General features: G+C 61.0%; 26 protein-coding genes. 6 read left to right on the top strand and 20 right to left on the bottom strand.

Going from position 1 to position 24616, the window contains the following annotated elements:
* Positions 1–37 precede the first annotated feature (37 nt).
* From AC1D2Q_RS25785 to AC1D2Q_RS25860, 16 genes are all read right to left on the bottom strand, one after another.
* Complete coding sequence (locus AC1D2Q_RS25785; RefSeq protein WP_477815005.1) at positions 38–1618, bottom strand: aldehyde dehydrogenase (NADP(+)); 1581 nt, start codon at positions 1616–1618, stop codon at positions 38–40.
* A gap of 138 nt (positions 1619–1756) precedes the next feature.
* A complete protein-coding gene (abaF, locus tag AC1D2Q_RS25790) occupies positions 1757–3154 on the bottom strand; it encodes a fosfomycin efflux MFS transporter AbaF (RefSeq protein ID WP_477815006.1) in 1398 nt (465 codons plus the stop codon).
* Positions 3155–3225: 71 nt separating this feature from the next.
* Entirely contained in the window at positions 3226–4143 is a 918-nt protein-coding gene (locus AC1D2Q_RS25795) for a dihydrodipicolinate synthase family protein (protein ID WP_018928306.1), read from the bottom strand.
* Positions 4144–4257: 114 nt separating this feature from the next.
* A complete protein-coding gene (locus AC1D2Q_RS25800; protein ID WP_477815007.1) occupies positions 4258–5286 on the bottom strand; it encodes a trans-3-hydroxy-L-proline dehydratase in 1029 nt (342 codons plus the stop codon).
* Positions 5287–5311: 25 nt separating this feature from the next.
* Positions 5312–6034, bottom strand: a complete 723-nt coding sequence (locus tag AC1D2Q_RS25805) for an amino acid ABC transporter ATP-binding protein (protein WP_477815008.1) — start codon at positions 6032–6034, stop codon at positions 5312–5314.
* Entirely contained in the window at positions 6027–6677 is a 651-nt protein-coding gene (locus tag AC1D2Q_RS25810) for an amino acid ABC transporter permease (RefSeq protein WP_018928303.1), read from the bottom strand. Before AC1D2Q_RS25810 ends, AC1D2Q_RS25805 begins: the two co-directional genes overlap by 8 nt.
* A 10-nt stretch (positions 6678–6687) precedes the next feature.
* Positions 6688–7353, bottom strand: a complete 666-nt coding sequence (locus AC1D2Q_RS25815) for an amino acid ABC transporter permease (RefSeq protein WP_018928302.1) — start codon at positions 7351–7353, stop codon at positions 6688–6690.
* On the bottom strand, positions 7346–9124 hold the full coding sequence (gene lhpI / locus AC1D2Q_RS25820) for a cis-3-hydroxy-L-proline dehydratase (protein ID WP_477815009.1): 1779 nt from the start codon (positions 9122–9124) through the stop codon (positions 7346–7348). The genes AC1D2Q_RS25815 and lhpI overlap by 8 nt, the downstream gene beginning before the upstream one ends.
* A gap of 10 nt (positions 9125–9134) precedes the next feature.
* Complete coding sequence (locus AC1D2Q_RS25825) at positions 9135–9953, bottom strand: ABC transporter substrate-binding protein (protein ID WP_477815010.1); 819 nt, start codon at positions 9951–9953, stop codon at positions 9135–9137.
* A 292-nt stretch (positions 9954–10245) separates the two neighbouring features.
* Positions 10246–10605: a DUF6124 family protein gene (locus AC1D2Q_RS25830; RefSeq protein ID WP_477815011.1), complete on the bottom strand. Its 360-nt coding sequence runs from the start codon at positions 10603–10605 to the stop codon at positions 10246–10248.
* A gap of 493 nt (positions 10606–11098) precedes the next feature.
* Complete coding sequence (locus AC1D2Q_RS25835) at positions 11099–11848, bottom strand: AraC family transcriptional regulator (RefSeq protein ID WP_477815012.1); 750 nt, start codon at positions 11846–11848, stop codon at positions 11099–11101.
* A gap of 71 nt (positions 11849–11919) precedes the next feature.
* Complete coding sequence (locus AC1D2Q_RS25840) at positions 11920–13173, bottom strand: FAD-dependent oxidoreductase (protein ID WP_477815037.1); 1254 nt, start codon at positions 13171–13173, stop codon at positions 11920–11922.
* On the bottom strand, positions 13170–13406 hold the full coding sequence (locus tag AC1D2Q_RS25845) for a (2Fe-2S)-binding protein (protein ID WP_008074690.1): 237 nt from the start codon (positions 13404–13406) through the stop codon (positions 13170–13172). The genes AC1D2Q_RS25840 and AC1D2Q_RS25845 overlap by 4 nt, the downstream gene beginning before the upstream one ends.
* A complete protein-coding gene (locus AC1D2Q_RS25850; RefSeq protein WP_477815013.1) occupies positions 13399–14514 on the bottom strand; it encodes an NAD(P)/FAD-dependent oxidoreductase in 1116 nt (371 codons plus the stop codon). The genes AC1D2Q_RS25845 and AC1D2Q_RS25850 overlap by 8 nt, the downstream gene beginning before the upstream one ends.
* Positions 14511–15443, bottom strand: a complete 933-nt coding sequence (locus AC1D2Q_RS25855) for a 4-hydroxyproline epimerase (protein ID WP_477815014.1) — start codon at positions 15441–15443, stop codon at positions 14511–14513. The genes AC1D2Q_RS25850 and AC1D2Q_RS25855 overlap by 4 nt, the downstream gene beginning before the upstream one ends.
* A 105-nt stretch (positions 15444–15548) precedes the next feature.
* The gene (locus AC1D2Q_RS25860) at positions 15549–16220 is read right to left on the bottom strand and encodes a GntR family transcriptional regulator (RefSeq protein WP_007935506.1); all 672 of its coding nucleotides are present in this window, start codon (positions 16218–16220) and stop codon (positions 15549–15551) included.
* Between the two features lie 239 nt (positions 16221–16459).
* Here AC1D2Q_RS25860 and AC1D2Q_RS25865 point away from each other — a divergent pair, with 239 nt between their 5' ends.
* The 5 genes from AC1D2Q_RS25865 to AC1D2Q_RS25885 all read left to right on the top strand — a co-directional run bounded on the left by AC1D2Q_RS25865 (position 16460) and on the right by AC1D2Q_RS25885 (position 21083).
* On the top strand, positions 16460–16822 hold the full coding sequence (locus AC1D2Q_RS25865; protein ID WP_477815015.1) for a metalloregulator ArsR/SmtB family transcription factor: 363 nt from the start codon (positions 16460–16462) through the stop codon (positions 16820–16822).
* A 47-nt stretch (positions 16823–16869) separates the two neighbouring features.
* Positions 16870–17874, top strand: coding sequence for an ArsJ-associated glyceraldehyde-3-phosphate dehydrogenase (locus AC1D2Q_RS25870; RefSeq protein ID WP_477815016.1), 1005 nt, complete (start codon positions 16870–16872; stop codon positions 17872–17874).
* 9 nt (positions 17875–17883) lie between these two features.
* Positions 17884–19104 (top strand): organoarsenical effux MFS transporter ArsJ, encoded by a 1221-nt coding sequence (gene arsJ, locus AC1D2Q_RS25875; protein ID WP_477815017.1) that lies wholly within the window; start codon positions 17884–17886, stop codon positions 19102–19104.
* A gap of 338 nt (positions 19105–19442) precedes the next feature.
* Positions 19443–20042 (top strand): trypsin-like peptidase domain-containing protein, encoded by a 600-nt coding sequence (locus tag AC1D2Q_RS25880; RefSeq protein WP_019581963.1) that lies wholly within the window; start codon positions 19443–19445, stop codon positions 20040–20042.
* Between the two features lie 138 nt (positions 20043–20180).
* Entirely contained in the window at positions 20181–21083 is a 903-nt protein-coding gene (locus AC1D2Q_RS25885) for a universal stress protein (RefSeq protein WP_477815018.1), read from the top strand.
* Here the strand turns inward: AC1D2Q_RS25885 and AC1D2Q_RS25890 are convergent.
* Positions 21077–21493, bottom strand: a complete 417-nt coding sequence (locus AC1D2Q_RS25890) for a hypothetical protein (protein ID WP_477815038.1) — start codon at positions 21491–21493, stop codon at positions 21077–21079. The genes AC1D2Q_RS25885 and AC1D2Q_RS25890 overlap by 7 nt on opposite strands.
* Before the next feature lie 379 nt (positions 21494–21872).
* Between AC1D2Q_RS25890 and AC1D2Q_RS25895 the strand changes: the two genes are divergently transcribed.
* Positions 21873–22709, top strand: coding sequence for an undecaprenyl-diphosphate phosphatase (locus AC1D2Q_RS25895; RefSeq protein WP_477815019.1), 837 nt, complete (start codon positions 21873–21875; stop codon positions 22707–22709).
* 56 nt (positions 22710–22765) lie between these two features.
* On the opposite strand, the gene rfaH is transcribed toward AC1D2Q_RS25895, so the two are convergent.
* Genes rfaH through galU form a run of 3 tightly spaced genes read right to left on the bottom strand, consistent with a single transcriptional unit; the run spans position 22766 to position 24583 of the window.
* Positions 22766–23272 carry a transcription/translation regulatory transformer protein RfaH gene (gene rfaH / locus AC1D2Q_RS25900; protein WP_477815020.1) on the bottom strand — a complete coding sequence of 169 codons (507 nt, stop codon included), beginning with the start codon at positions 23270–23272 and terminating at the stop codon, positions 22766–22768.
* Positions 23269–23700, bottom strand: coding sequence for a phosphomannomutase (locus AC1D2Q_RS25905; protein WP_477815021.1), 432 nt, complete (start codon positions 23698–23700; stop codon positions 23269–23271). Before AC1D2Q_RS25905 ends, rfaH begins: the two co-directional genes overlap by 4 nt.
* A 49-nt stretch (positions 23701–23749) precedes the next feature.
* Positions 23750–24583: a UTP--glucose-1-phosphate uridylyltransferase GalU gene (gene galU, locus AC1D2Q_RS25910; RefSeq protein WP_018928284.1), complete on the bottom strand. Its 834-nt coding sequence runs from the start codon at positions 24581–24583 to the stop codon at positions 23750–23752.
* Between the last annotated feature and the right edge of the window lie 33 nt (positions 24584–24616).

Below are 24616 nucleotides of genomic sequence, written 5' to 3' on the forward strand. Positions count from 1 at the left end.
GGGAGCGAGCAGGCTCGCCCCACAGGAGGTGGTGTTGTCAGACCGGTTCGCGGTGGCTGGCGCCATCGACCAGGCGGGCAATGCCCAGCGGGTTGGCGTTTTTCAGGGCGTCGGGCAGCAAGGCATCCGGGCAGTTCTGGTAGCACACCGGGCGCAGGAAGCGCTCGATGGCCAGGCTGCCGACCGACGTGCCACGGGCGTCGGAGGTCGCCGGGTAAGGACCGCCATGCACCATCGCATCGCACACTTCAACGCCGGTCGGGTAGCCATTGAACAGTACCCGGCCGGCCTTTTGTTCCAGCAGCACCAGCAGATCGGCGTGTTCGTGCAGGTCCTGCGCTTCGCCGATCAGGGTGGTGGTGAGTTGCCCGTGCAGGCTGTGCAGTGCCTGTTGCAGCTGCGCCTTGTCGGCCACTTCGACGACGAGGGTGGTCGGGCCGAACACTTCTTCCTGCAACAGCGGATCACCCTTGAGCAGCAGGCTGACGTCAGCCTTGAACAGTTGCGGCCGGGCTTTATTGCCGTGCTGGTCCTGGCCTGCCAGATGGCTTATCCCTGGATGGTCGACTAACGCCTGCACACCTTTTTCGTAGCTGGCGAGGGTGCCGGCGTTGAGCATGGTTTGCGCCGGTTGTTCGGCCATCAAGGCGCTGAGCCGCGCGGTGAACGCGCTGAACTGTGGTGAGCCAATACCGATCACCAACCCCGGATTGGTACAGAACTGACCGCACCCCTGAACCACCGACGCCACCAGTTCACCGGCGATTTTTTCGCCCCGTGCGCGCAGGGCTTCAGGCAATACCAGCACCGGGTTGATGCTGCTCATTTCGGCGAATACGGGAATCGGTTGTGGCCGTGCGGCGGCCATGTCACAGAGGGCGCGACCGCCTTTGAGTGAGCCGGTGAAACCGACGGCCTGGATCGCCGGGTGCTTGACCAGCGTTTCACCGACGCCCGCGCCGTAGATCATGTTGAACACGCCTTTGGGCATGTCGGTTTGCTCGGCGGCGCGGATGATTGCATCGGCCACGCGTTCAGCGGTCGCCATGTGTCCGCTGTGGGCCTTGAACACTACCGGGCAACCGGCGGCCAGAGCGGCGGCGGTGTCACCGCCGGCGGTGGAAAAGGCCAGGGGGAAGTTACTGGCGCCGAACACGGCCACCGGGCCGACGCCGATCCGGTATTGGCGCAGGTCGACCCGTGGCAATGGCTGACGTTCGGGCAACGCGCGGTCGATGCGCGCCCCGTAGAAATCGCCCCGGCGCAGCACCTGAGCGAACAGGCGCATCTGGCCGCTGGTACGGCTGCGTTCGCCCTGGATGCGTCCGGCTGGCAGGGCGGTTTCGCGGGTGACCAGGGCGACGAATTCGTCATCCAGGGCATCCAGTTGCGCGGCGATGGCCTCGAGAAAATCTGCACGGCGTGTCGCCGGCAGATTGCGGAAAACCGGGTAAGCGGCAGCAGCAGCCTGGGCGGCGGCGTCCACTTCTTCCACGGTGGCTTGCATGAAAGAGAGGGGCAACGCTTCGCCGGTACTGGCGTCATGGCTGCGCAGGGTGATGCTGCCAGCGGCGCTGCGGGCGCCGCCGATGTAGTTGTGGCCGATGATCTGGGGCATGGAAAAACTCCTGTCGGGAACGGGGCAAGATTTTTGTTGTTTGTCGGAATGCAAAGATCGCAGCCTGCGGCAGCTCCTACATGGATCGCCATGGATCGCTTGTGTAGGAGCTGCCGAAGGCTGCGATCGTTTAGGGCCTCAAGCCAACGAATCACCCCGGCGCGCAGCGGCCGGCACGGCGTTATCCAGAGCAGCAATACGCGCAGCGGATTCAGCATCCACCTGATGCAACGACTTGCCGCGGGTTTCCCGGGTCAGGCCGACGGCCACGATGGAGATCAGCGCGGCACCCACCAGGTACCAGGCGATCGGTGTCGAGCTGTGGTACTTGTTGAGCAGGGTGATGGCGATCAGCGGCGCGAGGGATCCGGCGAAGATCGGCGCCACCTGGTAGCACAGCGAAAGGGCGGTGTAGCGAACATGGGTCGGGAACATTTCGGCCATCAGCGCCGAGTAGGGCGCATAGGTCATCGACTCGATGGCCAGGCCCAGGGTGATGGCGCCGATGATCAGCCAATTGTTGCCGGTGTCCATCATCGGGAAACCGACAAAGCCCCAGAATGCGGTGAGCACCGCGCCGGTAAGGTAGATCGGTTTGCGCCCGACGATATCCGACAGATACCCCATCAACGGAATCAGGAAGAAGTGCACCAAGTGCGCGCCGAACATCAGCAGCAGAATTTCCGAGGTGTCCTTGTGCACCACCAGTTTCAGGTAGGTGATCGAAAAGGTGACCACGGTGTAATAGAGGATGTTCTCGGCAAACCGCGCGCCGATCCCCACCAGCACCGCGCGCCAGTGATGACGCAACACTTCCACCACGCCCAGTTGTTGCTGCTTGGTCTGCGCTTGGCGGGCCTGGGCCTCCTTGAAAATCGGTGCGTCATCGACGCTGGTGCGAATCCAGTAGCCGATCAGTACCACCACCGCCGAGAACCAGAACGCCACGCGCCAGCCCCAGGCGAGGAATTGTTCCTCCGACAGGTTCGACGACAACAGCAGCAGGGCGACGGTCGCCACCAGGTTGCCGGCCGGCACCCCGGCTTGCGGCCAACTGGCCCAGAAGCCTCGTCGATTGTCCGGGCAGTGTTCGGACACCAGCAGAATCGCGCCACCCCATTCACCCCCGAAGGCGAAACCCTGGATCAATCGCAGCAACACCAATAACACTGGCGCGGCATAGCCGATGCTGTCGAAGCCGGGCAGGCAACCCATCAGGAACGTGGTGATGCCGACCACCACCAGGCTCAGTTGCAGCAGGCGTTTGCGGCCGAACTTGTCACCGTAGTGACCGAACACCAGCCCGCCCAACGGACGGGCGAGGAAGCCGACGGCGTACAGGGCGAAGGCGGCGATGATGCCGTCAATCGGGCTGTCGGTCTGGCGGAAGAACAGCTGGCCGAAGACCAATGCCGAAGCGGTGCCGTAGAGAAAGAATTCGTACCACTCGGCGACAGTGCCGGCCATGGCGGCGGCCACTACGCGTTTGAGTCCCGAGGGGGTGGTTGCGCTTTGCGTGTGTAAAGGATTGGACATGCTGGCGTTTCCTGTAGAGGCGCGAAAACAGGTAGCCGGGCCGGGGCCGCAAGGGCCGGCCCGGCAATCACTCAGAGGCCGACGTCCGGCAGCTCCGGACGATTGGCCATGGCCTTGGCCATGATCTGCTCGACGAACTCCCGATCAGCTTGCGGCAGTGCCAGGCGTGGCGGACGGGTCAGCGCGCTGCCGCGACCGGCGATGGCTTCGCAGAGTTTGATGCACTGCACCAGGTCGGCACGGGCATCGAGGTGCAGGATCGGCATCAGCCATTCGTAGATCGGCATGGCTTCGGCGAAGCGACCGGCCTTGGCCAGGCGGAAGATGGTCTCGCCTTCTTTCGGGAATACGTTCGACATGCCCGAGACCCAGCCTTCGGCCCCCACCGCGATGCTTTCCAGCACCACGTCATCGAGACCTGCGAACAGCACGAAACGGTCGCCGACTTCATTGCGCACGTCGATGAAACGGCGGGTATCGCCGGAGGAATCCTTGAAGCACACCACGTTGTCGCAGTCGGCCAGGGAAATCAGGATGTCCGGGGTGACGTCGTTTTTGTAGATCGGCGGGTTGTTGTAAACCATCAGCGGTACGTCGGCGTTCTTCGCCACGTAGCGGTAATGCTCGGCGGTTTCGAAAGGCTTGGAGCCGTAGACCAGCGCCGGCATCAGCATCACGCCGTCGACACCGACCCTGCGCACCGCGTTGGCCACCTTGGCCGCTTGCACGCTGGTGAATTCAGCCACACCGCAAATCACCGGCACGCGGCCGCGAGAGGCGTCGACCGCGACTTCGGTCACGGCGATTTTTTCTTCGGCGGTCAACGAGGTGTTTTCCCCCACCGAACCACACACCACCAGCCCCGATACGCCGTCACGGATCACGTTGGAAATCACCTGATGGGTTTTTTCCAGGTTGATGGAGAAGTCATCGTTGAATTGAGTGGTCACCGCGGGGAAGACGCCACTCCAGTTAATGCGCTTGCTCATTGTTGCCTCCGGTTCGTTTATTGTATTTCGTATACGATATTTTAAATGCCGATACTCGGCCAGTGGTTTTTTCAATCAATCAGGGTTTTTTATAGCCGTTGGTCTGGGGGAGTTTCAGGCACCTGGCCAGGTGTCTGACAGGCGATAGCCCTGTGGCCAGGGATCGCTGGGGTCGAGCAGCAATTGGTGGGTGCCGGTGATCCAGGCCCGGCCGGAAATGCACGGGTAGATCGCCGGGCGGCCGGCCACTTCGGTCATCGAATCGATGCGGCAATGGAATTCGGAACCGAGGATCGAACGGCCGATAAAGCGCTCGCCGACCTGCATCAATCCCTTGGCCTGCAACACCGCCATACGCGCCGAACAACCAGTGCCGGTGGGCGAGCGGTCGATCTTGCCGGGTTGAATCACCACGGCGTTGGCCCCGGTGGCGATGCCGTTTTCAACCACGATGGGCGCGGCAATCTGGCAGAAGGAAATATGCGACCACTCGGGGTTCAGCGGATGGACGAAGCCCAGTTGTTCATTGGCCGCGCGGGTGATTTTCAACCCGACCTCGACCAGCTCGGCCGCCTCATCGGGGCGGATAGAGAAGCCCAGGCGTGCGGCGTCGGCGATGACAAAACTGTCGCCACCGTACGCGGTGTCGACCTGTAACGAGCCGAGGCCTTCGACTTCGATCCAGGCGTCGAGGCGGTCAGCGAAGGAGGGCACGTTCTTGATTTCCACCCGTTCGACCTTGCCGTCGCGACAATCGGCCACGGCCTCGATCAAGCCGCCGGGCGCTTCGAGCACCAGCCGGGTTTGCGGTTCGGTCATCGGCAGGATGCCGCTGTCGAGCAGCACCGTGGCGACGCACAGCGAGTTGGAGCCGGACATCGGTGGCGTGTCGGCCGGTTCCATGATGATCCAGGCCATTTGCGCCCGAGGGTCCTTGGCTGGCACCAGCAGGTTGACGTGGCGGAACACGCCGCCGCGGGGTTCGTTGAGGACGAAATTGCGCAGGGTTTCATCCTTGGCGATCCAGCGCGATTGCTCCCACACGGTGGCGCCGGGCGGTGGGGCGACACCGCCGACGATCACGTCGCCGACTTCGCCTTCGGCGTGGCAGCTGACCACATGAATGACTTTCGATGAACGCATGGCTGACTCCTTTTATCGCCTGTCGTTACTTCACTGATTTGAGAAACGCCGCCGTTTCCGCATGCACCGGATTGCCAATCACCTGATCCGGCGAGCCGATCTCGTGCACCAGGCCATTGCGAAAGAACGCCACGCGGTCGGACACATCGCGGGCAAAGCGGATTTCGTGGGTCACCAGCACCATGGTCATGCCGTCTTCGGCGAGCATGCGCATGGTGTCCAGCACCTCGCCGACCAGTTGCGGGTCGAGGGCCGAGGTGGCTTCGTCGAACAGCATGTAGTCCGGCGACATGGCCAGGGCGCGGGCGATCGCCATGCGTTGCTGCTGGCCTCCGGACAACTTGCCGGGGAAGGTCTTGAGCTTGTCGCCAAGGCCCACGTGGGTCAGTTGCTGCACCGCCAGCGCCTCGGCGTCGCACTTGCTTTTGCCCAAGACCTTGCGCGGCGCCAGCATCACGTTTTCCAGCACGGTCAGGTGCGGGAAGGCATTCCACTGCTGGAACACGATGCCGATTTTCTGCCGCAGGCGGTTGAGGTCGGTGGCGCTGTGATGAACCTCGACGCCATCGACGCGGATGTTGCCTTTCTGGATCGGCTCCAGGCCGTTGATGCACATCAGCAGGGTCGATTTGCCGGAGCCCGAGCCGCCGATGATCGACACCACTTCGCCCTTGTCCACCGTCAGGCTGACACCCTTGACCACGGCCAGATCGCCGAAGGATTTATGTACGTTGTCGATCTCAATCATTTTCTTGCCACCTTCTTTCCAGACGAGCGCCCAGGCGTGCAACCACCAGGCTCATGACGTAATAGATAAGGCCCGCGACGCACAGCACCAGCAACGGTTCCTGAATGCGGGTGACGATGGTTTGCGAGGCGCGCAGCAGTTCGACGATGCCGATCCACATCACCAGCGCGGTGTCTTTCATCACCCCGAGCACCAGGTTCAGCCAGCCGGGAAAAGCCACCCGGGTAGCCATCGGCAGGACGATCCAGCGCAGGTCCTGCAAAAAGCTCAGGCCTAGCGAGCGACTGGCCCGCCGCAAGGTGAACGGCACCGACAGCACGCCGCTGCGCACGATCTCGGTGAAGTACGCGGCGGTGTAGACCCCCAGCACAATGCAGCCGACGCTGAAGGCGCTGAGGTTCAAGCCGACGATGCTTTTGAGCGAGTTGAACAGCACGAACTGAATCAACAGCGGCACGCTGCGAAACACGTCCAGCACCCAGGCCAGGGGCAGGCTGGCCCGTGGCAACAGCGCTCGCAGCAGGCCAAACAACAGCCCGGCGAAGGAGCCGAGGATGATCGACCAGAACGTCAGTTGCAGGGTGACCCAGGCGCCATCGAGCAGGAACAGCAGGTCATTCCAGGAAAAACTGGTGGAAAACATGGTCAAGCCCTCAGTAACGGAACAACCGCCAGGCCATCAGCCGGGCTGACGCGACGATCGCCTTGGCAATCAGGTAATACAGCGCCGCGGCGATGGCGAAGTATTCGAAGGTGCGGAACGTTTTGACGTTGTAGTCTTGGGTCACCCCGGTCAGGTCATTGTTCAACCCGACGATCACCCCCAGCGACGTCATCAGCACCGCCCAGACCATCTGATTGGTCAGCGGGTAGAAAACGATCCGCAACAGCTGCGGGACGATGATCATGCGGTAGGCCTGGAAGGCACTCATGCCCAGCGAACGCGCGGCGCGCACTTGGGTGTCGGGTACGGCCTTGAGGCCGCCGCGAAAGTTCTCCGCCAGATACCCGGCATTGTTGAAGGTGATCCCGGCCAGCAGGGCGAACCATGAGCTGACGTGCAAGCCCAGCGAGCCGAGGCCGAAGTAGAGGACGTAGATCTGGAACAGCGACGGGGTGTTGCGCGCGATCGATACCCAGCCGTTGCCGATGCCGCGCAGCAGCGGGGTTTTGCTTTCGCGCATCACCGTCAGGGCCAGGGCGATCAGCACGCCGAAGATCATCGACAGCGCGGCGGTCTCGAAGGTGACCCAGGCGCCGGCGAGCATGTCCGGCAGGGCGCGCAGGGTGGCGCGCCATTGGAAGGTGTAATCAAACATGCGCGAGCGTCTCCTGAGGGGTGGCAATGTTCAGCCAGGCCGGCAGACGACCGCTGGCCGTGGCACTGCAAGCGGTATCGACGCATTCAGCCAGGCTGGCGAAATGCACCTTGCGGCCCACCAGGCCGGGTGCGTAATGGGCGTATTTGCCGGAGTTGGTCATCAAGGTTGTTGCACCCGGCGGGATCACCGGTTCGCCGAGCATGCACCAGCAGGTATCGGTGACCAGGGTCGCGCCGAAGGCTTCGATCACGGCGATATGCCCGGCTTCGCGAGCCTGCTCCAGCACGGCGCGGCCGCAAGTAATGGCGAGGACCACCTCAGGGTGTTTGTGCCGACCCAGGCACAGTCGCGCCAGGTGAGCGAACTCGCTGAGAGAGAAATGCGGGTTACCCAGCGAGACCACATCCACCCGGCTGTCGCGGGCACTGTTGAGTTCGCGCCAACTGACCAATAGATCCTTCAGACGGATTGTTTCCACGGGCAGGGCTACATCTCCCTCCAGCACCTGCGCCGGGTCGATAGCTTCCGGGGTGATCCCGGCGATATGGAACAAGGGAGCGGCAGAGGTGGTGGCAAACGCCGCGCCGAACGCCTTGAGGTCGTCCAGGCTCGGCTTGCGGTTTTCCAACCCGCGCACCAGTGGAATCCGGCTGCCCGCCAGCGCGCCGATGTGGTAACCGAGCAACGGGTAGAAGGCATCGTCCAGTTCCCCCAGGGCGGGCACCTCGACCTGCAGTCGGGCCTTGCGTTGGGCGTCCAGGTGGCAGCCGATCAACGGGGCGCGGCCGGTCAGGGCGATGCAGATGTCCAGGTAGTCCGGGTACTTCAGGGTGCGTGCACCCAGCACGCTGTTGGCGTAGACCACCGCGTTGGATTCGGCCCAGACGATCTGCTCGCCCGCCTTCGGCGCACTGTCGAGCAGGTAGGGCGCGCAGGTGAAACTGAGTTGCGCACCCATCGCCATATAGGCATCGCCCAAGGCACTGGCCGGTTCGCCGAGCGCCGGGTCGATGCCCAATTCGCGCCAGCGGCGCTGGTCCACGGAAATTGAATTGAGGGTGGTGGGCACCCGCACTTTGGCGCCCCATTGCACCAGTTGTTCGGCAAAGCGCAGGCTCGCAGGTCCGGTGTAGATGCAGCCGTCGATGTGCGCCTGGGTGACATCCACCAGGCGGCGGGCACCTTGCAGTTCGGCCATGCGCAGGACGATCTGCATAGCCACTTGCGTAGCCTTGCCATGTTGGCCGTCGAGCAGCGCCCGGTCGTGTTCGGTGAGTTCGATCGGGGCGCTTGGGTCTTGCGTTTGCAATGGGCTGTCGAGTGCCTGCCAGGCATCGCCCGGCAGGTGTTCGAACACGGTTACCGAGGCGCCGTCGACCCGAGCGAAGGCCTTGCCGCGCAACGCGGCGAAGGCCTCCCGGCCGATGCACAGCACCGGCAGGGAGCGCTCGAAAATCGTCTGCGCGACGAGCACGCCCAAGGTCAGGATCTCATCGGGTTCGGCCAGCACCAATGCAGCCGGTGCGTGGCCGTTGCTGATCAGTTCCATCAACACGCTACTGCCGGTGCACGAGCCGCGACCGCTGGGGATGGCCAGCACGCGGCCGGCCAGGTGTTCGCCGCTGAGGGGGTGGTGACGGTCAATGATCTCGCCGCTAAACGGATCGACCCCGCCCCAGAAACTCAACCCGATATCGGCGAACAGCAGGGCGCCCTCGGCGGCGCCCGCGACCAGGCTGCGACCGGTCAGAGAAGTGGGCCTAGGCATGCCGGATACCTCAGTAGTAGACCTGGGGCACGGTCAGGTTGGTCGGCGGGATTTCAGTGCCGACCCATTTGACGAACAGCTCTTTGTAACGACCGGTGCGCACCTGCTGGTTGACGAACAGGTTGAGGTAATTGAGCAGGCCATACTCGTTGCGCTTGGCACCGAGGGAGACATAGTCGATCACGTACGGCGCGTTACCGGCGACTTTCAGGTTTTTGTATTTGCCCGACTTGAGGGTGGCGGCGGCCACGGTGTTGGTGACCACGGTGGCGTCGATATGGCCTTGGGCAACCGCCAGCAGGGTGTCGTTCTGCGACTGATAGGCGCGGAAGGTGCCGGTGCCCCAGTTCTTCACGTCTTTCTCCAGGGCGATGGCCTCATAGGTGCCGCTGGTGTTGCCCACGGGTTTGCCCTTGAGGTCATCGAAGCTGTTGATGCCGGTGTCGTCGCGGGTCAGCACCACCATCTGGAAGGCGAAGTAGGGCACCGTCAGGCCGACAGTCTTGGCCCGTTCGAGGGTGTCGGAGGTGGAGGCGACGATCACATCGGCCCGCCCGGAGACCAGCGCCGGAATACGGTCCGGGAACGGCGTCTCGACCACTTCGGCCTCGACCCCGAGGATTTTCGCCAGGTCACGGCAGTAGTCCACGTCGAAACCGGCCGGGTTGTTACCGGCATCGCGGAAACCCATGGGCGGGAAGTCCAGGGTCACGGCGCAGCGCAGCTTGCCCGAACCGATGATGTCGTCGAGCTTGTCGGCCTGGGCGGTGGCAATGAAGCAGGTACTGAGAACAGCGCTGAGGGCTACGGCAAATGCGGGGTTTTTCATAGAGGCCTCGTTGATGTGAGTGCTGTTGGATATCGTATTGGGGATTTCGTATACGATATTAAGTATAGCAATCAACGTGCCCGTTTCCAGGCCGAGACGTGAATTTGTTGGCAGGCCTTGGAGTAGAGGTGTTGCGGTGCGTCAGGGGGATGTTATGAGGGACCAGGTCCGCGATGGCGGGTGTTACAGATGGGAGCAATGGTTGTGCGGGGCGCCCCTTTAAGGAACATCTGCCCTGAAAGTCAAAAGATCGTCCGAACGCGGCCCGATCTTTTGACTTTGCTTTTGCTGGCTAGCCCTGCGGATCGAGGTTATCCAGCACTCGATTCACCGCCAATTCACCGAGCATGACCACCGATTGAATCCCCAACATCACGTTGCGATGTGGCATGTCCATCAACCCGGCGAACTCACTGAGCATCATGCTCGCGGACGCCAGGGATTCGCAGGCGTTGACCAGCAGGGTTTCGTTATCGACCTTGGGGCCGACGTGGTAAATGGTGCTGGGTTTGCGCTTGGTGTCTTTGGGGATGGGTGGTTTGAGGTAGTGGTCGAGGGCGCGGTCGGCGGCTTCGTGGAGCTTTCTGGAATCGAGGGATTCGTAGGGGGAAACGTCGTCGGTTTCCGGAGGATTGGGTGTTGGTTTGAACATAGATGGAACTCCAGATATTAAAAGTGGAGCCATCACCTTCGCTACCAAACGAAGAGGTGGTGGCCATACGCAGGTTGGTAGACCGGTCATCTGGCAACCCGGCGCGCCCAAGGGCGCCCTACGCATAGCCACCATAAAAACAGAGGACGAAAATAGTCTCTGCATTAGGTCGCGCTATGCGCCAGAAAACCGGGCTACCAAACCCGATCGCTGTTTTTCAGCGACAGGGAAACGATATAGCCCGGGCCACAGACGCACTAGCCGGCGGATTCTGGCGTAGTCGTAGGCAGCGGCGCAAGGATGTGTAGCCTGGGTGAGTATCTGGAGATGTCCACTAAACATCGCTGTTTAAAATCAAAAGATCGCAGCCTTCGGCAGCTCCTACGGATTCGGTGCTCGTCGCCATACCGCGGTCGAACACAGTCCCCTGTAGGAGCTGCCGAAGGCTGCGATCTTTTGATCTTTCCCACGCAGAGCGTGGGGCACATTTCGCCTAACGCTGAGTATCGCGATACTGACTCGGTGACAGACCAGTCAACGCACGAAACTGTCGGCTGAACGCACTGTGGTCGGTGTAACCACAGCGCAGGGCGATCTCGGTGATCGGCAACTCGGTGTGCAGCAACAGCCGCGAACCTTCTTCCAGGCGCGCCTTGTTGATCATCTGCCGTGGCGTGAGCTGGAACACCCGTTTGCAGTGACGCTCCAGTTGCGCCACGGAATAGCCGGCGATGGCGGTCAGTTCGGCGAGGCTGATGGGGCGGGCGAAGTGGCTGCGGATGTGCGCGTCCACGGCGGCGAGTTTCTGGAACGCGGGGTGATTGGACTGCGGCGATTGCAGGTCGCGGGAGATCCCGGCCAGGCCCACGATGTGGCCCTTTTCATCCTTCAAGGCGAGTTTGTGGGTCAGGCACCAGATCGGCTGGTTGCCGTAATACAGGTGCAGTTCCAGTTGGTCGGCCATCTCGCGACCGCTGGACAACACCCGTCGATCCTGTTCGGTGTACAGCGGGCCGAAGCGTTCCGGGAAGACCATTTCAGCGGTGAGCCCCAGCAGATCCTCGCGATGTTTGAAACCGCAACGCCGGGCCAGGGTCTGGTTGACGAAGGCGTAGCGGGCTTCGCGGTCCTTGATGAAAAACACCACGTCCGCCAGGGTGTCGAGCAGCGGCGCAATCGGCTGCAGGCTGTTCAACAGCGTGGGCAGGTCGCAGGGTTTGAAGGTGCTGAGCGAGGGGTACATGGCGCTGGGGTCTGAGGGCGACCCCGGGATCATAGAGGCTCGACAGCGCGGCCGAAACCCCCGAGGGGGAATCAGGCCGGCGGGGTGTCGTCCAGGCACATCAAGGTCTCGATTCGTGCCGGGCTGAAGGGTGGGCGGGGCGCTGAAGGTTGCCAGCCAAACAGGTGCTGCACCGCGCCACCACATACCCGGCCCTGACAGGCGCCCATGCCGCAGCGACTGGCCAGTTTGGCTTCGCGCCAGTCAGTGTGCCCGGTCAATGCGCCGTAGGGCACGTCTTCGCAGCGGCAGACCAGGGTGTCGGGGCGGGCCAGGGATTTGAGTTGCGGGTCGAGGGCGAAGGCCTGATTCAGTGCCTTGGCGAAACCCTGCCAGCGTGCCCGGCGTGGCCACAACTGGCGCGCCGCTTCAAGGTCACCGACTGCCGCGTGGCCCGCAATGGCACCTTCGACCAACGCCAATTCACTGCCACCAAACCCGGTGCATTCTCCCGCCGCAAAATGATCGACGCGACTGGCCTGCCAGGCATCCACGGCCAACGCCTGACCTTCGATGGCATAACCCAGTGCCTGGCCCAATTGAATGTTCGGGATCAAGCCGAAACCACAGGCCAGCCGATCACAGGCCAGTTCGACGATTTTGCCCTGCTGTTGCAGGCGCACACCTTCCAGCCGGTCAGTGCCAAGGGCGGCCAGCACATGCGTCGCGGTGCGGTAATGGCGGTCGAACAGGCTGAACGATTGCAGCCATTTGCCAGGCCAGCGGGGCAGTTGCGCGGCGAAACCGGCGACGACGGTGCGCGAGGCTTGCTCGGCGATGCGCTGGATCTGCGCGCCGTGTTTTTTCGCCGTGGCGGCACTCGCCAGCAACAGCGGGCCGCTGCCGGCGATCACCACGCGCTCACCCTGCACCGGCAGGCCCGCCTTGATCAGCGCCTGCAAACCACCGGCGCCGGTCACGCCGGGCAACGTCCAGCCGGGGAAGGGCAGCAGCAACTCGCGGGCGCCGGTGCACAGAATCAATCGGTGATAACTGATCAGCCAGCCGTCATCGTCATTTTCGACCAGCAGCTGTTTCGGACCGGGACTGGCGATCACCCGGGTGCCGGCGTGACGGCGAATGTTGCTGCACGCCTGCAATCGCTCACGCAGGCGACGGGCCTGATCGGGTACGTTGGCTTGAGGGCCGTCACGCCAGATTTGCCCGCCCGGCAGCGGATTGTCGTCGAGCATGACGATACGTGCGCCACTGGGGGCAGCGGCCAGGGCAGCGGCCATGCCAGCGGGGCCAGCACCGATGATCAGCAGATCGGCGTATTCGTTCATGGGCATGTCTGCACCTGCATGCCGTCACGGCACAGTGTCTGGCAGGCCAGGCGTCGCCGGCCGTCGATGGTCACCCGGCATTCCTGGCAAATGCCCATGCCGCACAGCGGTGCGCGGCGCTGGCCACTGACCGAAGTGCGCGTGCAGCCGTCGCTGCCCAGCGCCAAGGCTGCGGCGACGCTGGTGCCCTCGGCCACCTTCAAGGCGCGGCCGTCCAGCAGTAATTCAGGCATAGACAGGTTCTCCGAGGAAACGCTGGGGCAGATAGGGTTGTGCAGCCAGTGGCGGGGTTTCGTTGAACAGCTGCGCCACCAGCAAGTCGGCCGTGCCGGGGGCCGTGGTGACGCCCAACCCTTCGTGCCCGACCGCCAGCCACAAGCCCTGGTGCTGGGGGTGCTGGCCAACCAGCGGCAGGCCGTCGGGGCTGGCGGCGCGAAAACCGGTCCAGGCACGGATGCCGTTGAGCCGGGCCAGCCCCGGCATGTACTCGGCGGCACGCTTGAGCATTTTCGCCAACATCCAGCCTTCGACCTGCGGGTCGGTGGTGCCGAATTGCCGCGAGGCACCGATGAACAATTGCCCGGTGGGGCGCGGCTGAATATTGCAGGCGGTCGACGGGCCGGTGGCGTTGTGCGCGCTGGTGACGTAACCCAGCTCCACCAAGGTGTGGGTGACGGTGCGGGGGTAGCGGTCGGTAATCAGCAGGTGGCCTTTTTTCGGCTCGATGGGCAACTCCGGGCACAGGTCGCTGGCCTGAATGCCGTTGGCCAACACCACCGCTTCGGCCCGCAACCACTGACCGTCGTCAAGGCAGACGCGATTGCCATCGACCGCGCTGACCCGCGCCCGATGCTGACGGATGTTCGGTGTGTCGAGCATCCAGCGGGCCGTCGCCGGCGCATACAGAATGCCGTCGCCATTGATCAGCAAGCCGCCTTCCAGATCCTCGCGCAGTTCCGGTTCACGCTGACGCAAGGCACTGGCGCTGACCAGTTCACACGCCACGCCCTGGGCTTTCAGGTTCAGGTATTTACTGTGGGCGACCGCCATTTCCTCGGCGTTGGCCGCCAGCCACAGAGTGCCGTTGTTGCGGTAAGCGCAGCCGTCGGGCAGGTCCGGTGCCAGTTCACGCCAGCGTTGCAGGGAATATTGGCTCAGGGCCAATTCGGCCGGGTTGTCATCGAGCACCAGCAGGTGGCCCATGCCTGCCGCCGTCGCACCGTGCAGGCCGGCGTCCAGCACCAGCACCTGCAAGCCACGACGGGCCAGTGCCTGGGCGCAGGCGGCGCCGATGATGCCGGCACCGATCACGATCACATCGGCCACCAGGCCCTCGCTCATGGGCGAATGCCCCAGGCGAACGGGTCATCCTGTTCGATGATCAAACTGGCTTCGGCGCTGATAAAGGCACGGCCACGAATGGTCGGCACGATGCGCTCGCCTTGCCATTCATAAGAGCCTTCGAACTCGCTGCCGATAACACTGGCCTGACGCCAGATCTGCCCCGGCTGCAACTTGTCGTCGGCCGCGAGGCACGCCAGTTTGGCGCTGGTGCCGGTGCCGCACGGTGAGCGGTCATAGGCCTTGCCGGGGCAGAGCACGAAGTTGCGGCTGTCGGCGTGATCGTCATCGGCGAACAGTTCGATATGGTCGATCAACCCGCCGTCTTCGCCACGAATGCCCTGGGCCTCCAGCGCCTGCTGCACGGCGTAGGTATAAGCGGTCAGCGCGTCGAGGTTGTCGCCGGCCACCCGCAGGCCATGTTCGGCGATCAGGAAAAACCAGTTGCCGCCCCAGGCGATATCGCCAACCACCTGACCGATGCCCGGCACCTGCAACGCCAGCGCCTTGCGGTAACGGTAGGCCGGCACATTGCGCACGCTCACCGAATGGTCTTCGTGCAGGGTCGCCTGCACCGTCCCCACTGGCGTTTCGATGCGGTGCACGCCGGGGCCGATCTTGCCCAGATGCGCCAACGACGCCACCAGGCCGATGGTGCCGTGTCCGCACATGCCCAGGTAACCGGTGTTGTTGAAGAAAATCACCCCGGCACAGGCGCTCGGGTCCACCGGCGTGCAGAGCAGGGCACCCACCAGCACGTCGCTGCCTCGTGGTTCCAGCACACAGGCCGCGCGCCATTGATCGTGATGGTCGGCCAGCCGCTTGCGCCGTTCAGCCATGCCGCCGGTGCCCAGGTCAGGAAAACCGGCGGTCACCAGGCGGGTCGGTTCGCCGCCGGTGTGGGAGTCGATCACGGTGATGCGTTTCATGGGAGGGCCACGTCCGTTCAGATGAGTGAACGCAAGAGTGGCCTGTGTAGCGGGGGGGCGGCTTGATGGATTTATCCTGTGCCGATGACGAAATCGGCACAGCGGTCAGTGGGCGTGAGGCAGGTGCTCGAACAGGGTCTTGCAGACCCCGGCTATGTGTTCGTCCAGCAGCTTCACCGCCAGCTCCACATCGCCGGCACGACAGGCCGCGAGGATCTCACGGTGTTCGTGATCGGCCCGTTCCTTGCCGGCCGACAAGCTCATTTGCATGCGCAGGTAGCGCTCCAGCTTGTCGTTGACCGAACGAATCAGGCTGACCAGAAACGGCCGTTGCGCTGGTTCGTAGAGGCAGGCGTGCAGCTCCCAATTGAGCTCGGCCCAGCGGCCCACGTCGTCCTCGCCGATGAACTCCTGACAGATACGCTCGGCACGGGCGAAGGTTTCTTCGGTCATGTTGGGGATGGCCAGGCGCAGTATTTTGTCTTCCAGCAACATGCGCACTTCGAACATCTGCGCCAGCTCGGCATCGGACACCCGCGTGACCATCGCCCCGCGATTGCGCTGGAACATCACCAACCCTTCGGCTTCCAGCCGCTTGAGGGCCTCGCGCACTGGAATCTTGCTGACGTTGAACTGGCGGGCAATGTCGTCCTGGCGAATCGGTTCGTCTTCGGCGAAATGCCCGGCGACGATGGCGTCGCGCAGATGACGGGTGATGATTTCCGAGGTCGAAGGCGTATTGCCAAGGTCGGGAGCGTTGAGTTTGGGTAGGTTCACGGCGGCGATCGTTTGGAGTGAGATAGCGATAGGGTATACGAAATCCTTTCGCTGATCTTCCCGGGACCGCACGAACGTCAGGACGCTGGCTGTGCAATCCGATTATTCACCCCGGTCGCCGATTTGCTGCTTTACCGTATATGCGGAAAAACATATATTCGGCAAAACGCATATTAATGAGGCTTGCCTGTGTCGCGAAGCCCGTGTTGCTGTATGAAACCCAAACGCCGAGACCCGAAATGGCTGACTCTCTGACGCCGACCACTGTTTTCAAATGCCTGGCTGACGACAACCGGGTCCGCATGATGCTGCTCATCGCCCGTGAGGGAGAGTTGTGTGTCTGCGAGCTGACCTGTGCGTTGGATGAGAGCCAGCCAAAAGTCTCCAGGCATCTGGCGCAGTTGCGCACCAGCGGATTGCTGTCGGACCGTCGACAAGGCCAATGGGTTTACTACCGGTTGCACCCGAGCCTTCCTGACTGGGTGCTTCAGATGCTGACTGTCGTGCTTGAAACCAACCAGCACTGGCTAAGCGCGGATGCCAAACGCCTTGAACAAATGGGCGACCGTCCTGAGCGGGCAGCCGCCTGCTGTCCGGCTTGATGATTGCCAAAGCACCCTCCCTGACAACCGCTACAGAGCACCTCAACATGACTATCAAAGTGGGCATCAATGGTTTTGGTCGCATCGGTCGTCTCGCCATGCGCGCCGCCTGGCACTGGCCGGAGTTTGAGTTCGTGCAGATCAATGACCCGGCAGGCGACGCGGCGACGCATGCGCACCTGCTGAACTTCGATTCGGTGCATGGTCGCTGGAATGATCAAGCCAGCGCCGAAGGTAACTGCATTGTCATCGACGGCAAGCGCATCAAGGTTTCCGCCAACAAGGCGATTGCCGATACCGATTGGTCGGGCTGCGACCTGGTGATTGAAGCCAGCGGCAAGATGAAGACTGTCGCGGTGCTTCAGGCGTACCTCGACCAGGGCGTCAAGCGCGTGGTGGTCAGCGCTCCGGTGAAAGAAGAGGGCGCGCTGAACATCGTCATGGGCGTCAACCATCAACTGTTCAATCCGGCGGAACATCGCATCGTTACCGCTGCATCGTGCACCACCAATTGCCTCGCGCCAGTGGTCAAGGTGATCCATGAAGCGCTAGGCATCCGTCACGGCTCGATCACCACCATTCACGACCTGACCAACACCCAAAGCATTCTCGACCAACCCCACAAGGATCTGCGCCGTGCGCGGGCTTCGGGCATGAGCCTGATCCCGACCAGCACCGGTTCGGCCACCGCCATCGCGGAAATTTTCCCGGAGCTGCGCGGGCGACTGAATGGCCACGCGGTGCGCGTACCGTTGGCCAATGCTTCGCTGACTGATTGTGTGTTCGAGGTCGAGCGCGTCACCACGGTTGACGAAGTGAATCGGTTTCTCAAGGACGCGTCCGAGAACGAACTCAAAGACATCCTCGGTTTTGAGGAGCGTCCGCTGGTGTCCATCGACTACCGCACCGATCCGCGTTCATCGATCATCGATGCTCTGTCGACTATGGTCATCAACGGCACCCAGGTCAAAATCTATGCCTGGTATGACAACGAATGGGCTTACGCGAACCGCACCGTTGAATTGGCCAGGATGGTCGGTCTGGCCGTTTAAGGAGCGTTGATGAAAGCCTTGTCAGCCCTCGCGCCGTCGGTGCGGCAATACCTGCTTGTTACGGGCAATTACTGGGCTTTTACCCTCACCGACGGTGCCTTGCGCATGTTGGTGGTGCTGCACTTTCACGGGTTGGGCTACAGCCCGTTGCAAATCGCGGCGTTGTTCCTGTTCTACGAACTCTTTGGCGTGATCACCAACCTGCTGGGCGGTTATCTCGGCGCGCGACTGGGGCTGAACCGGACCATGAACATTGGGCTGGGGATGCAGGTGGTGGCGCTGTTGATGCTGACGGTGCCAGTCACCTGGCTGACGATCCCTTGGGTGATGGGGGCTCAGGCGCTGTCGGGGATCGCCAAAGACCTGAACAAGATGAGCGCCAAAAGCTCGATCAAGCTTCTGGTGCCTGACGGGCAACAGGGCACGCTTTATCAATGGATAGCCATCCTCACCGGCTCGAAGAATGCCCTCAAGGGCGTCGGTTTCTTTCTCGGCGGGGCATTGCTCGCCCTGATCGGTTTCAGAGGGGCGCTGCTGGCCATGGCAGGCGTTCTTTCGCTGATCTGGCTCGGCAGCTTGATCCTGTTGAAAAAGGACCTGGGCAAGGCGAAAGCCAAGCCCAGGTTCCGTGACATCCTCTCCAAGAGCCGGGCCATCAACATCTTGTCGGCGGCACGGATGTTCCTGTTCGGTGCCCGCGATGTCTGGTTCGTCGTGGCTTTACCGGTGTACTTGAGCAGCGTGTTTGGCTGGGACTTCTGGAAGGTCGGTGGATTCCTCGCGGCCTGGGTGATTGGCTACGGCATCGTGCAATCGCTCGCGCCGCGGATCACCGGCAAGCAACGAGGGCATGTCCCGGATGGCCGCGCGGCGTTTCTTTGGGCGGTTGCCTTGGCAGGCCTGCCAGCGGCAATCGCGCTGGGGCTGAACACCGGGTTGTCGCCACAGTGGGTGCTGTTGGGCGGTTTGATGATCTTTGGTGCGTTGTTCGCGGTAAATTCCTCACTGCACAGCTACCTGATCGTGTCCTACGCCAAGGAAGACGGCGTATCGCTGGATGTGGGCTTTTACTACATGTCCAACGCCATGGGACGGCTGATTGGCACCGTGCTCTCCGGTTGGGTTTTTCAGGTCTTCGGGCTGGAAGCGTGTTTATGGATATCCAGCGCATTTGTTATTTTCGCGGCACTGATTTCTGTTAGGTTGCCGAGGCATTCCAAAGTGCTCTAAATCGCTCTAAAGGTGCTGTTTCACGCGTTTTACACTTATCAATTGCAACTTCCATTTTTATTTATTTCGGTGTGACTGACATTTTTCAGGCGCCAAATATTTGAAGCTTTTTATATGTAACGAAAAGCGATTGTTCTTAGCGCAATTAATTCATACACACGCTTACAACCTAAGCCATACATTACCCACCAGAACAGACGGCGAGGAAAAACTACAACAACCTAATCACTAAAAACCTGACACAACAAAAACTAAAACCTCCTTATAAGTCGGTGAACATCATGATTAAAATCATGGCCTACTTTTTAATAGGAGCTGGTATTGCAGGATGCAACGGTATGGTAAAACCCGACTTGTCGGGGCCTGCCAATGATTCATATTTCTCAGTCTTCTCAGGCTTTCCCTTGCCTTATCTGTACACCGCCTCGGCCGTGCAATGGAACGAGGATTACGCCGTCACCACCCGCCACACCCCACTCATTCGCAACGTGATATACAGCTGCAGCACCGGTTGCGACCTGGTCTTCATCAAGCACAAGGCTGACGGCCATTATCCATCATGGCGCGCACCGCGCGTGGGTGAGCACATCACTGCCGTGGGAACGAGCCCGTATATGACAACGGTCAGCGGGCAAGGCAAGGTGTATCCGGCGCCTTTCATCAACAGTGATGAAGGCAGCGGCGAACGCTATGCCATCCATGATGCGCCGATGATCAAGGGAATGTCGGGTGGGCCCGTTATCGCCAATGACGGCAGCATTGTCGGTATTAATGTCGGATTCTTCTCCACCACACTTCACGATGTGAGTTTTCACCCTGGGGTAAAGGGCGCTGAGCGGATCAGTATCTTTATTCCTTACTCGATCATTCAGCGTGAGTGGGGGTTGATGCAGGCACAGCTTAATGATCAGCACGGCACGAAATATGCCCAGAAGTAGTGTTGGGTTGTCACCCGGTTGGTATGGGGTGACAGCTCTTTAGCTCGTTATTGAATCCAGGCGTATATTGATAGTGTCGATCCCGTTAGTTGAGGCGATAGCCGGTCGTCGGTGGTGACGGGGGGCTGGAGGTGTTACATGAGCCAATATCAACGACTCTTTCTGATAGCCGGCCCAGCCATGCGTCATACTCCGGCGTTGGAACGAGCGGTCGCCATCGCCGAAGCCACTGGCGCAGCGCTGCACATCACGGTGTTTATCGAAGACTCTCACCTTTTGGGGTTGATGAGCGCCGGTGCGCGGTTTCGTGAGGCCTGTCAGCAAGAGAACGAAAAGTGGCTGAAGGATGAAGCAGATCTGATACGCGGGCGCGGGGTCACGGTAAGCACCGAAGTGCTTATAACCCGCAGCGCGTTGCAAGAGATCCTTCGGCATGTGGTAGAAATGCAGCCGGATCTGGTGATCAAGGACGTGCAGCACGAGTCTGCACTCAAGCGCGTTTTCGTTACGCCTCTGGATTGGCACCTGTTGCGCGAATGTCCGGTGCCTGTGCATCTGGTCAGCGAAGTCAGGTGTCCGCTGCCGCGGGTGATCGTGGCGGCGGTCGATCCGTCGCAACCCGAGACGCAGATCACCGGCATCAACGACCGCATCATCCAGGCAGCGAACGGATTGGCCATGCAATGCAACGCAGAACTGCATCTGCTGCATGCCTATGATCTATCGCTGACGCACATAGCCGACGCAGGCGCGGGTGCAGTGACGATGCCAGGCTTCAACAGTGACGTGCGCAAGTCTCTGCATAAGTCATTCATCGCATTGGCCGACCATTTTGGCGTGCCCACCGAGCGACAACACTTCGTTGCGGGGCCGCCCGGCAAAGCGCTGGCTGACTTTGCAGCGCATCACCGGGCCGATGTGATCGTCATGGGCAATGCGCATCGCAAGGGGTTGGGCAAGTGGGTGGGCAGTACGACGGAGCATGTTCTGTATCGAGTGCCCTGCAACATCTTCGCGGTCACGGGGTCAGCGGATCAGTGAATGGAGTTGTTGTTAAATGATTCGCGAGGGACGCCTCGGCGACCGGGGCGATTTTTTTTGTGGGCACGTGCCGAGATGTCCTCGAAGGTATCGCTATCGGTTGCCGCCAGGAGCTTGCCACCGTCCTTCAGGGTGGCCATGAAGGTCACTTCCGTGTTGTTGCCCGCGAGCAGATAGCCAGCGATGGCTCCGACCGGTCCCAACAACATCGCGCCCGCAATGCCCAGGCCGATGGCGCTCTTTATATTCTTGTTGGAGTCCGTGTTCTGGATCGTTAGATCTTTAAATTCCGAGACCGGGAAGCTTTTCCCCAGTCGTGGCTTAAGGGCCGTTTTGAGCGTGATGGTACCCGAGTGATATTCCCCGTCGCACTGCGGGAAGTCACCGGCGAGCACTATGATCTTTGCCATGTGGAGTATTCTCTGGGCGATCATTTTTGGGGTAGACATTGCGCGCGTCCAAACTCAAAACGTCAACGAGCTGACGATGAGTGGCAGCCATGGATTTGCGACACACAAGTATCAGTCTTCCGGGTCAATTTTTTCTTCAGGCGTCCATCTGGCGTCGAGCAGGGCGGGGGTAGGATCATCCGGCATGGTTATTCCTCCAGTCATGAACGCAAAGCGTAGCAGGTGGGTGGGGGCGGCGAGGTGGTCATAGCCCTGGTCATGGACGTTTTATAACGTTTGGCTCAAGCCGGTGGATAATGCGTTTTAATTCTCCGTTGATCCGACAGCTGCTCGGAATCAACAACAGACCTTTCAGCCGAAAGGGGTTAACGGGGGATTAATGGACTTCTGGACCACCACGCAAGTATCGATTCTAGGACTGGTTGAAGGACTCACAGAGTTTTTGCCGATCTCCAGTACAGGCCACCAGATTATTGCCGCGGACTTGCTCGACTTTGGCGGTGAGCGAGCCATGGCGTTCAATATCATTATTCAGTTGGGCGCTATTCTGGCGGTCGTCTGGGAGTTCCGTCGCAAGATTCTGGACATCACCACGGGTTTGCCGACCCAGCGAAATGCGCAACGTTTTACTCTGAATGTGTTGATCGGTTTCTTGCCGGCGGTTGCCCTGGGTGTGATGTTCGCCGACAAAATCCATCAGTATCTGTTCAACCCGATTACCGTGGCCGTGGCGTTGGTGATCGGCGGGATCATCATGTTGTGGGCCGAACAACGCGAGCATGTGGTGGTGATCGATCACGTGGACGAGATGCGCTGGACCGATGCCTTGAAGGTCGGTTGTGCACAATGCCTGGCGATGATCCCCGGCACTTCGCGCTCGGGGTCGACGATTATCGGCGGGTTGCTGTTCGGCCTGTCACGCAAGACAGCCACCGAGTTTTCGTTCTTCCTGGCGATGCCGACAATGGTGGGTGCCGCGGTGTACTCGGGCTATAAATATCGCGACCTGTTCCAGGCCGCAGATTTGCCGGTGTTTGCCCTGGGGTTTGTCGCCGCTTTCGTCTTTGCGATGATTGCCGTGCGCGGGTTGCTCAAGTTCATCGCCAACCATAGTTATGCGGTGTTTGCCTGGTACCGGATCGCCTTCGGTTTACTGATTCTGGCGACGTGGTTTTTGGGGTGGGTCGACTGGAATCATCTCTCGGAAGGGGCGTAGGTTTTCCTGGGCTGATAAAAAACGCCGCTTGTTGAGCGGCGTTTTTGTGTGAGCATCTAAAGCTTGTTGACCCGCGCCAGTGGCAGGCTGATTTGCTGTTCACGCTGCAGCAAACTCATCATCAGCAGCACCCGTTCTTCGCCGTCCATGGCCAGGAACACCGCTTCGAGATCGCAGAACGGACCTTCAGTGATGCGCACCGCATCTCCGTGTTTCAACAGCGTGGTCACGATCGCCTGGCTGTCCTGTTCCTGGAGTTCGTCGATCAGCGCATCGCGGATCGGCAATGGCTGACCACCAAACCCGACGACACGCGATACGCCGCGCGTCGAGCGCAGTGGACCCCAGCTGTCCTGAAGGCTCAGTTGAATAAACAGGTAGCCCGGAAACAGCGACTCGCTGATCACTCGACGTTGCCCGCGCAATATGCGCTCACGTCTGTAGGTCTTGCGAAAGCAGGCATAGCCCTGGCGCTGCAAATGTTCTTCGGCGCGCTCATCTTGTTTGGGCTTGCACTGAACCAGGTACCAGGCTTTGGTGGCGTGTTCGGCAATCGCGTTCATTCAAATGCCCTCCCTGCATCGATCTGCTCCAGCAGCTCGGTAGTTTTGCGCTGCAGGAGCGAGCTGTCGCCCCGACTTTCCACGGTCAGGCAAGCTACGCAACCCTCGCCCGAGAGGCGCAAGCTGAAGCGCCAGTCGGCAAAGACCAGGTTCAGCCCGCTGCTTTCGTTGAGGTCGAGGGCATCGTGGGCGTAACGCTGCTTGATGCTCGCCAATAGCGACGGACCATCCTTGACTTGGCGGCGGATCTCCCCGGAAGAGGGAAACGCGCCGATGCGTTCCACCAGCAGTACCGATGGTTTTCGCACGCGGGGGAAAATCAGTTCCGACGCATAGGCGCGCACGATGCGGTACGCGAGGCTGTGCTTAAGGTCAGTGCTATACGGGTGGCGACTGTCATCTGCCTTGAAACCGCTCAACGTATTCATAGAGGCTTCGTCCATAAGGTGATAAAGACCATATCGGGGGACAGCAACATCACAGGGCGTTTTGATGCAGATGCTCGAAGCAGAAGTTGGTGGCTTCGATATAACCTTCGGCACCACCACAGTCGAAGCGTCGACCCTCGAACTTGTAAGCCAGTACGCAACCGTTCTGGGCTTGCTTCATCAGCGCATCGGTGATCTGGATTTCACCGCCCTTGCCAGGTTCGGTGTCAGCGATCAGGTCAAAGATGTCAGGGGTCAGAATGTATCGACCGATGATCGCCAGGTTGGACGGAGCGTCTTCCGGACGGGGTTTTTCGACCATGCTGTTGACCCGGTAAATCCCCTCGCGAATCAACTCGCCGGCAATCACGCCGTACTTCTGAGTCTGCTCGCGGGGTACTTCCTGGATCGCCACGATCGAACAGCGGAACTGCTCATAAAGCTTGAGCATTTGCGCCAGAACTCCATCCCCCTCCAGGTTCAGGCACAGGTCGTCGGCCAGCACCACGGCGAATGGCTCATCACCGATCAACGAGCGGCCGCTGAGAATGGCGTGCCCCAGGCCTTTCATTTCCACCTGACGGGTGTAGGAAAAGCTGCAGGTATCGATCAGCTCGCGAGTGCCGTGCAGGAACTTTTCCTTGTCGGTGCCACGAATCTGGTGCTCCAGCTCGTAGCTGGTATCGAAATGATCCTCCAGCGCGCGCTTGCCGCGGCCGGTGACGATGGCCATGTGTTGCAGGCCGGCGTCACGCGCTTCCTCGACGGCGTACTGGATCAGCGGCTTACTGACAATTGGCAGCATCTCCTTCGGCATGGCCTTGGTGGCGGGTAAAAAGCGGGTCCCATAACCGGCGGCGGGGAACAGGCATTTACGAATCATGGAAGCGTCCTTGAAAGTAGACTGATGGAATGG

The organism is Pseudomonas sp. P1_A1, assembly GCF_056406935.1.

Coding starts and splice junctions, on each gene's coding strand:
- AC1D2Q_RS25785 (WP_477815005.1), bottom strand. CDS start 1,618: ATGCCCCAGATCATCGGCCACAACTACATCGGCGGCGCCCGCAGCGCC.
- abaF (WP_477815006.1), bottom strand. CDS start 3,154: ATGTCCAATCCTTTACACACGCAAAGCGCAACCACCCCCTCGGGACTC.
- AC1D2Q_RS25795 (WP_018928306.1), bottom strand. CDS start 4,143: ATGAGCAAGCGCATTAACTGGAGTGGCGTCTTCCCCGCGGTGACCACT.
- AC1D2Q_RS25800 (WP_477815007.1), bottom strand. CDS start 5,286: ATGCGTTCATCGAAAGTCATTCATGTGGTCAGCTGCCACGCCGAAGGC.
- AC1D2Q_RS25805 (WP_477815008.1), bottom strand. CDS start 6,034: ATGATTGAGATCGACAACGTACATAAATCCTTCGGCGATCTGGCCGTG.
- AC1D2Q_RS25810 (WP_018928303.1), bottom strand. CDS start 6,677: ATGTTTTCCACCAGTTTTTCCTGGAATGACCTGCTGTTCCTGCTCGAT.
- AC1D2Q_RS25815 (WP_018928302.1), bottom strand. CDS start 7,353: ATGTTTGATTACACCTTCCAATGGCGCGCCACCCTGCGCGCCCTGCCG.
- lhpI (WP_477815009.1), bottom strand. CDS start 9,124: ATGCCTAGGCCCACTTCTCTGACCGGTCGCAGCCTGGTCGCGGGCGCC.
- AC1D2Q_RS25825 (WP_477815010.1), bottom strand. CDS start 9,953: ATGAAAAACCCCGCATTTGCCGTAGCCCTCAGCGCTGTTCTCAGTACC.
- AC1D2Q_RS25830 (WP_477815011.1), bottom strand. CDS start 10,605: ATGTTCAAACCAACACCCAATCCTCCGGAAACCGACGACGTTTCCCCC.
- AC1D2Q_RS25835 (WP_477815012.1), bottom strand. CDS start 11,848: ATGTACCCCTCGCTCAGCACCTTCAAACCCTGCGACCTGCCCACGCTG.
- AC1D2Q_RS25840 (WP_477815037.1), bottom strand. CDS start 13,173: ATGAACGAATACGCCGATCTGCTGATCATCGGTGCTGGCCCCGCTGGC.
- AC1D2Q_RS25845 (WP_008074690.1), bottom strand. CDS start 13,406: ATGCCTGAATTACTGCTGGACGGCCGCGCCTTGAAGGTGGCCGAGGGC.
- AC1D2Q_RS25850 (WP_477815013.1), bottom strand. CDS start 14,514: ATGAGCGAGGGCCTGGTGGCCGATGTGATCGTGATCGGTGCCGGCATC.
- AC1D2Q_RS25855 (WP_477815014.1), bottom strand. CDS start 15,443: ATGAAACGCATCACCGTGATCGACTCCCACACCGGCGGCGAACCGACC.
- AC1D2Q_RS25865 (WP_477815015.1), top strand. CDS start 16,460: ATGGCTGACTCTCTGACGCCGACCACTGTTTTCAAATGCCTGGCTGAC.
- AC1D2Q_RS25870 (WP_477815016.1), top strand. CDS start 16,870: ATGACTATCAAAGTGGGCATCAATGGTTTTGGTCGCATCGGTCGTCTC.
- arsJ (WP_477815017.1), top strand. CDS start 17,884: ATGAAAGCCTTGTCAGCCCTCGCGCCGTCGGTGCGGCAATACCTGCTT.
- AC1D2Q_RS25880 (WP_019581963.1), top strand. CDS start 19,443: ATGGTAAAACCCGACTTGTCGGGGCCTGCCAATGATTCATATTTCTCA.
- AC1D2Q_RS25885 (WP_477815018.1), top strand. CDS start 20,181: ATGAGCCAATATCAACGACTCTTTCTGATAGCCGGCCCAGCCATGCGT.
- AC1D2Q_RS25890 (WP_477815038.1), bottom strand. CDS start 21,493: ATGGCAAAGATCATAGTGCTCGCCGGTGACTTCCCGCAGTGCGACGGG.
- AC1D2Q_RS25895 (WP_477815019.1), top strand. CDS start 21,873: ATGGACTTCTGGACCACCACGCAAGTATCGATTCTAGGACTGGTTGAA.
- rfaH (WP_477815020.1), bottom strand. CDS start 23,272: ATGAACGCGATTGCCGAACACGCCACCAAAGCCTGGTACCTGGTTCAG.
- AC1D2Q_RS25905 (WP_477815021.1), bottom strand. CDS start 23,700: ATGAATACGTTGAGCGGTTTCAAGGCAGATGACAGTCGCCACCCGTAT.
- galU (WP_018928284.1), bottom strand. CDS start 24,583: ATGATTCGTAAATGCCTGTTCCCCGCCGCCGGTTATGGGACCCGCTTT.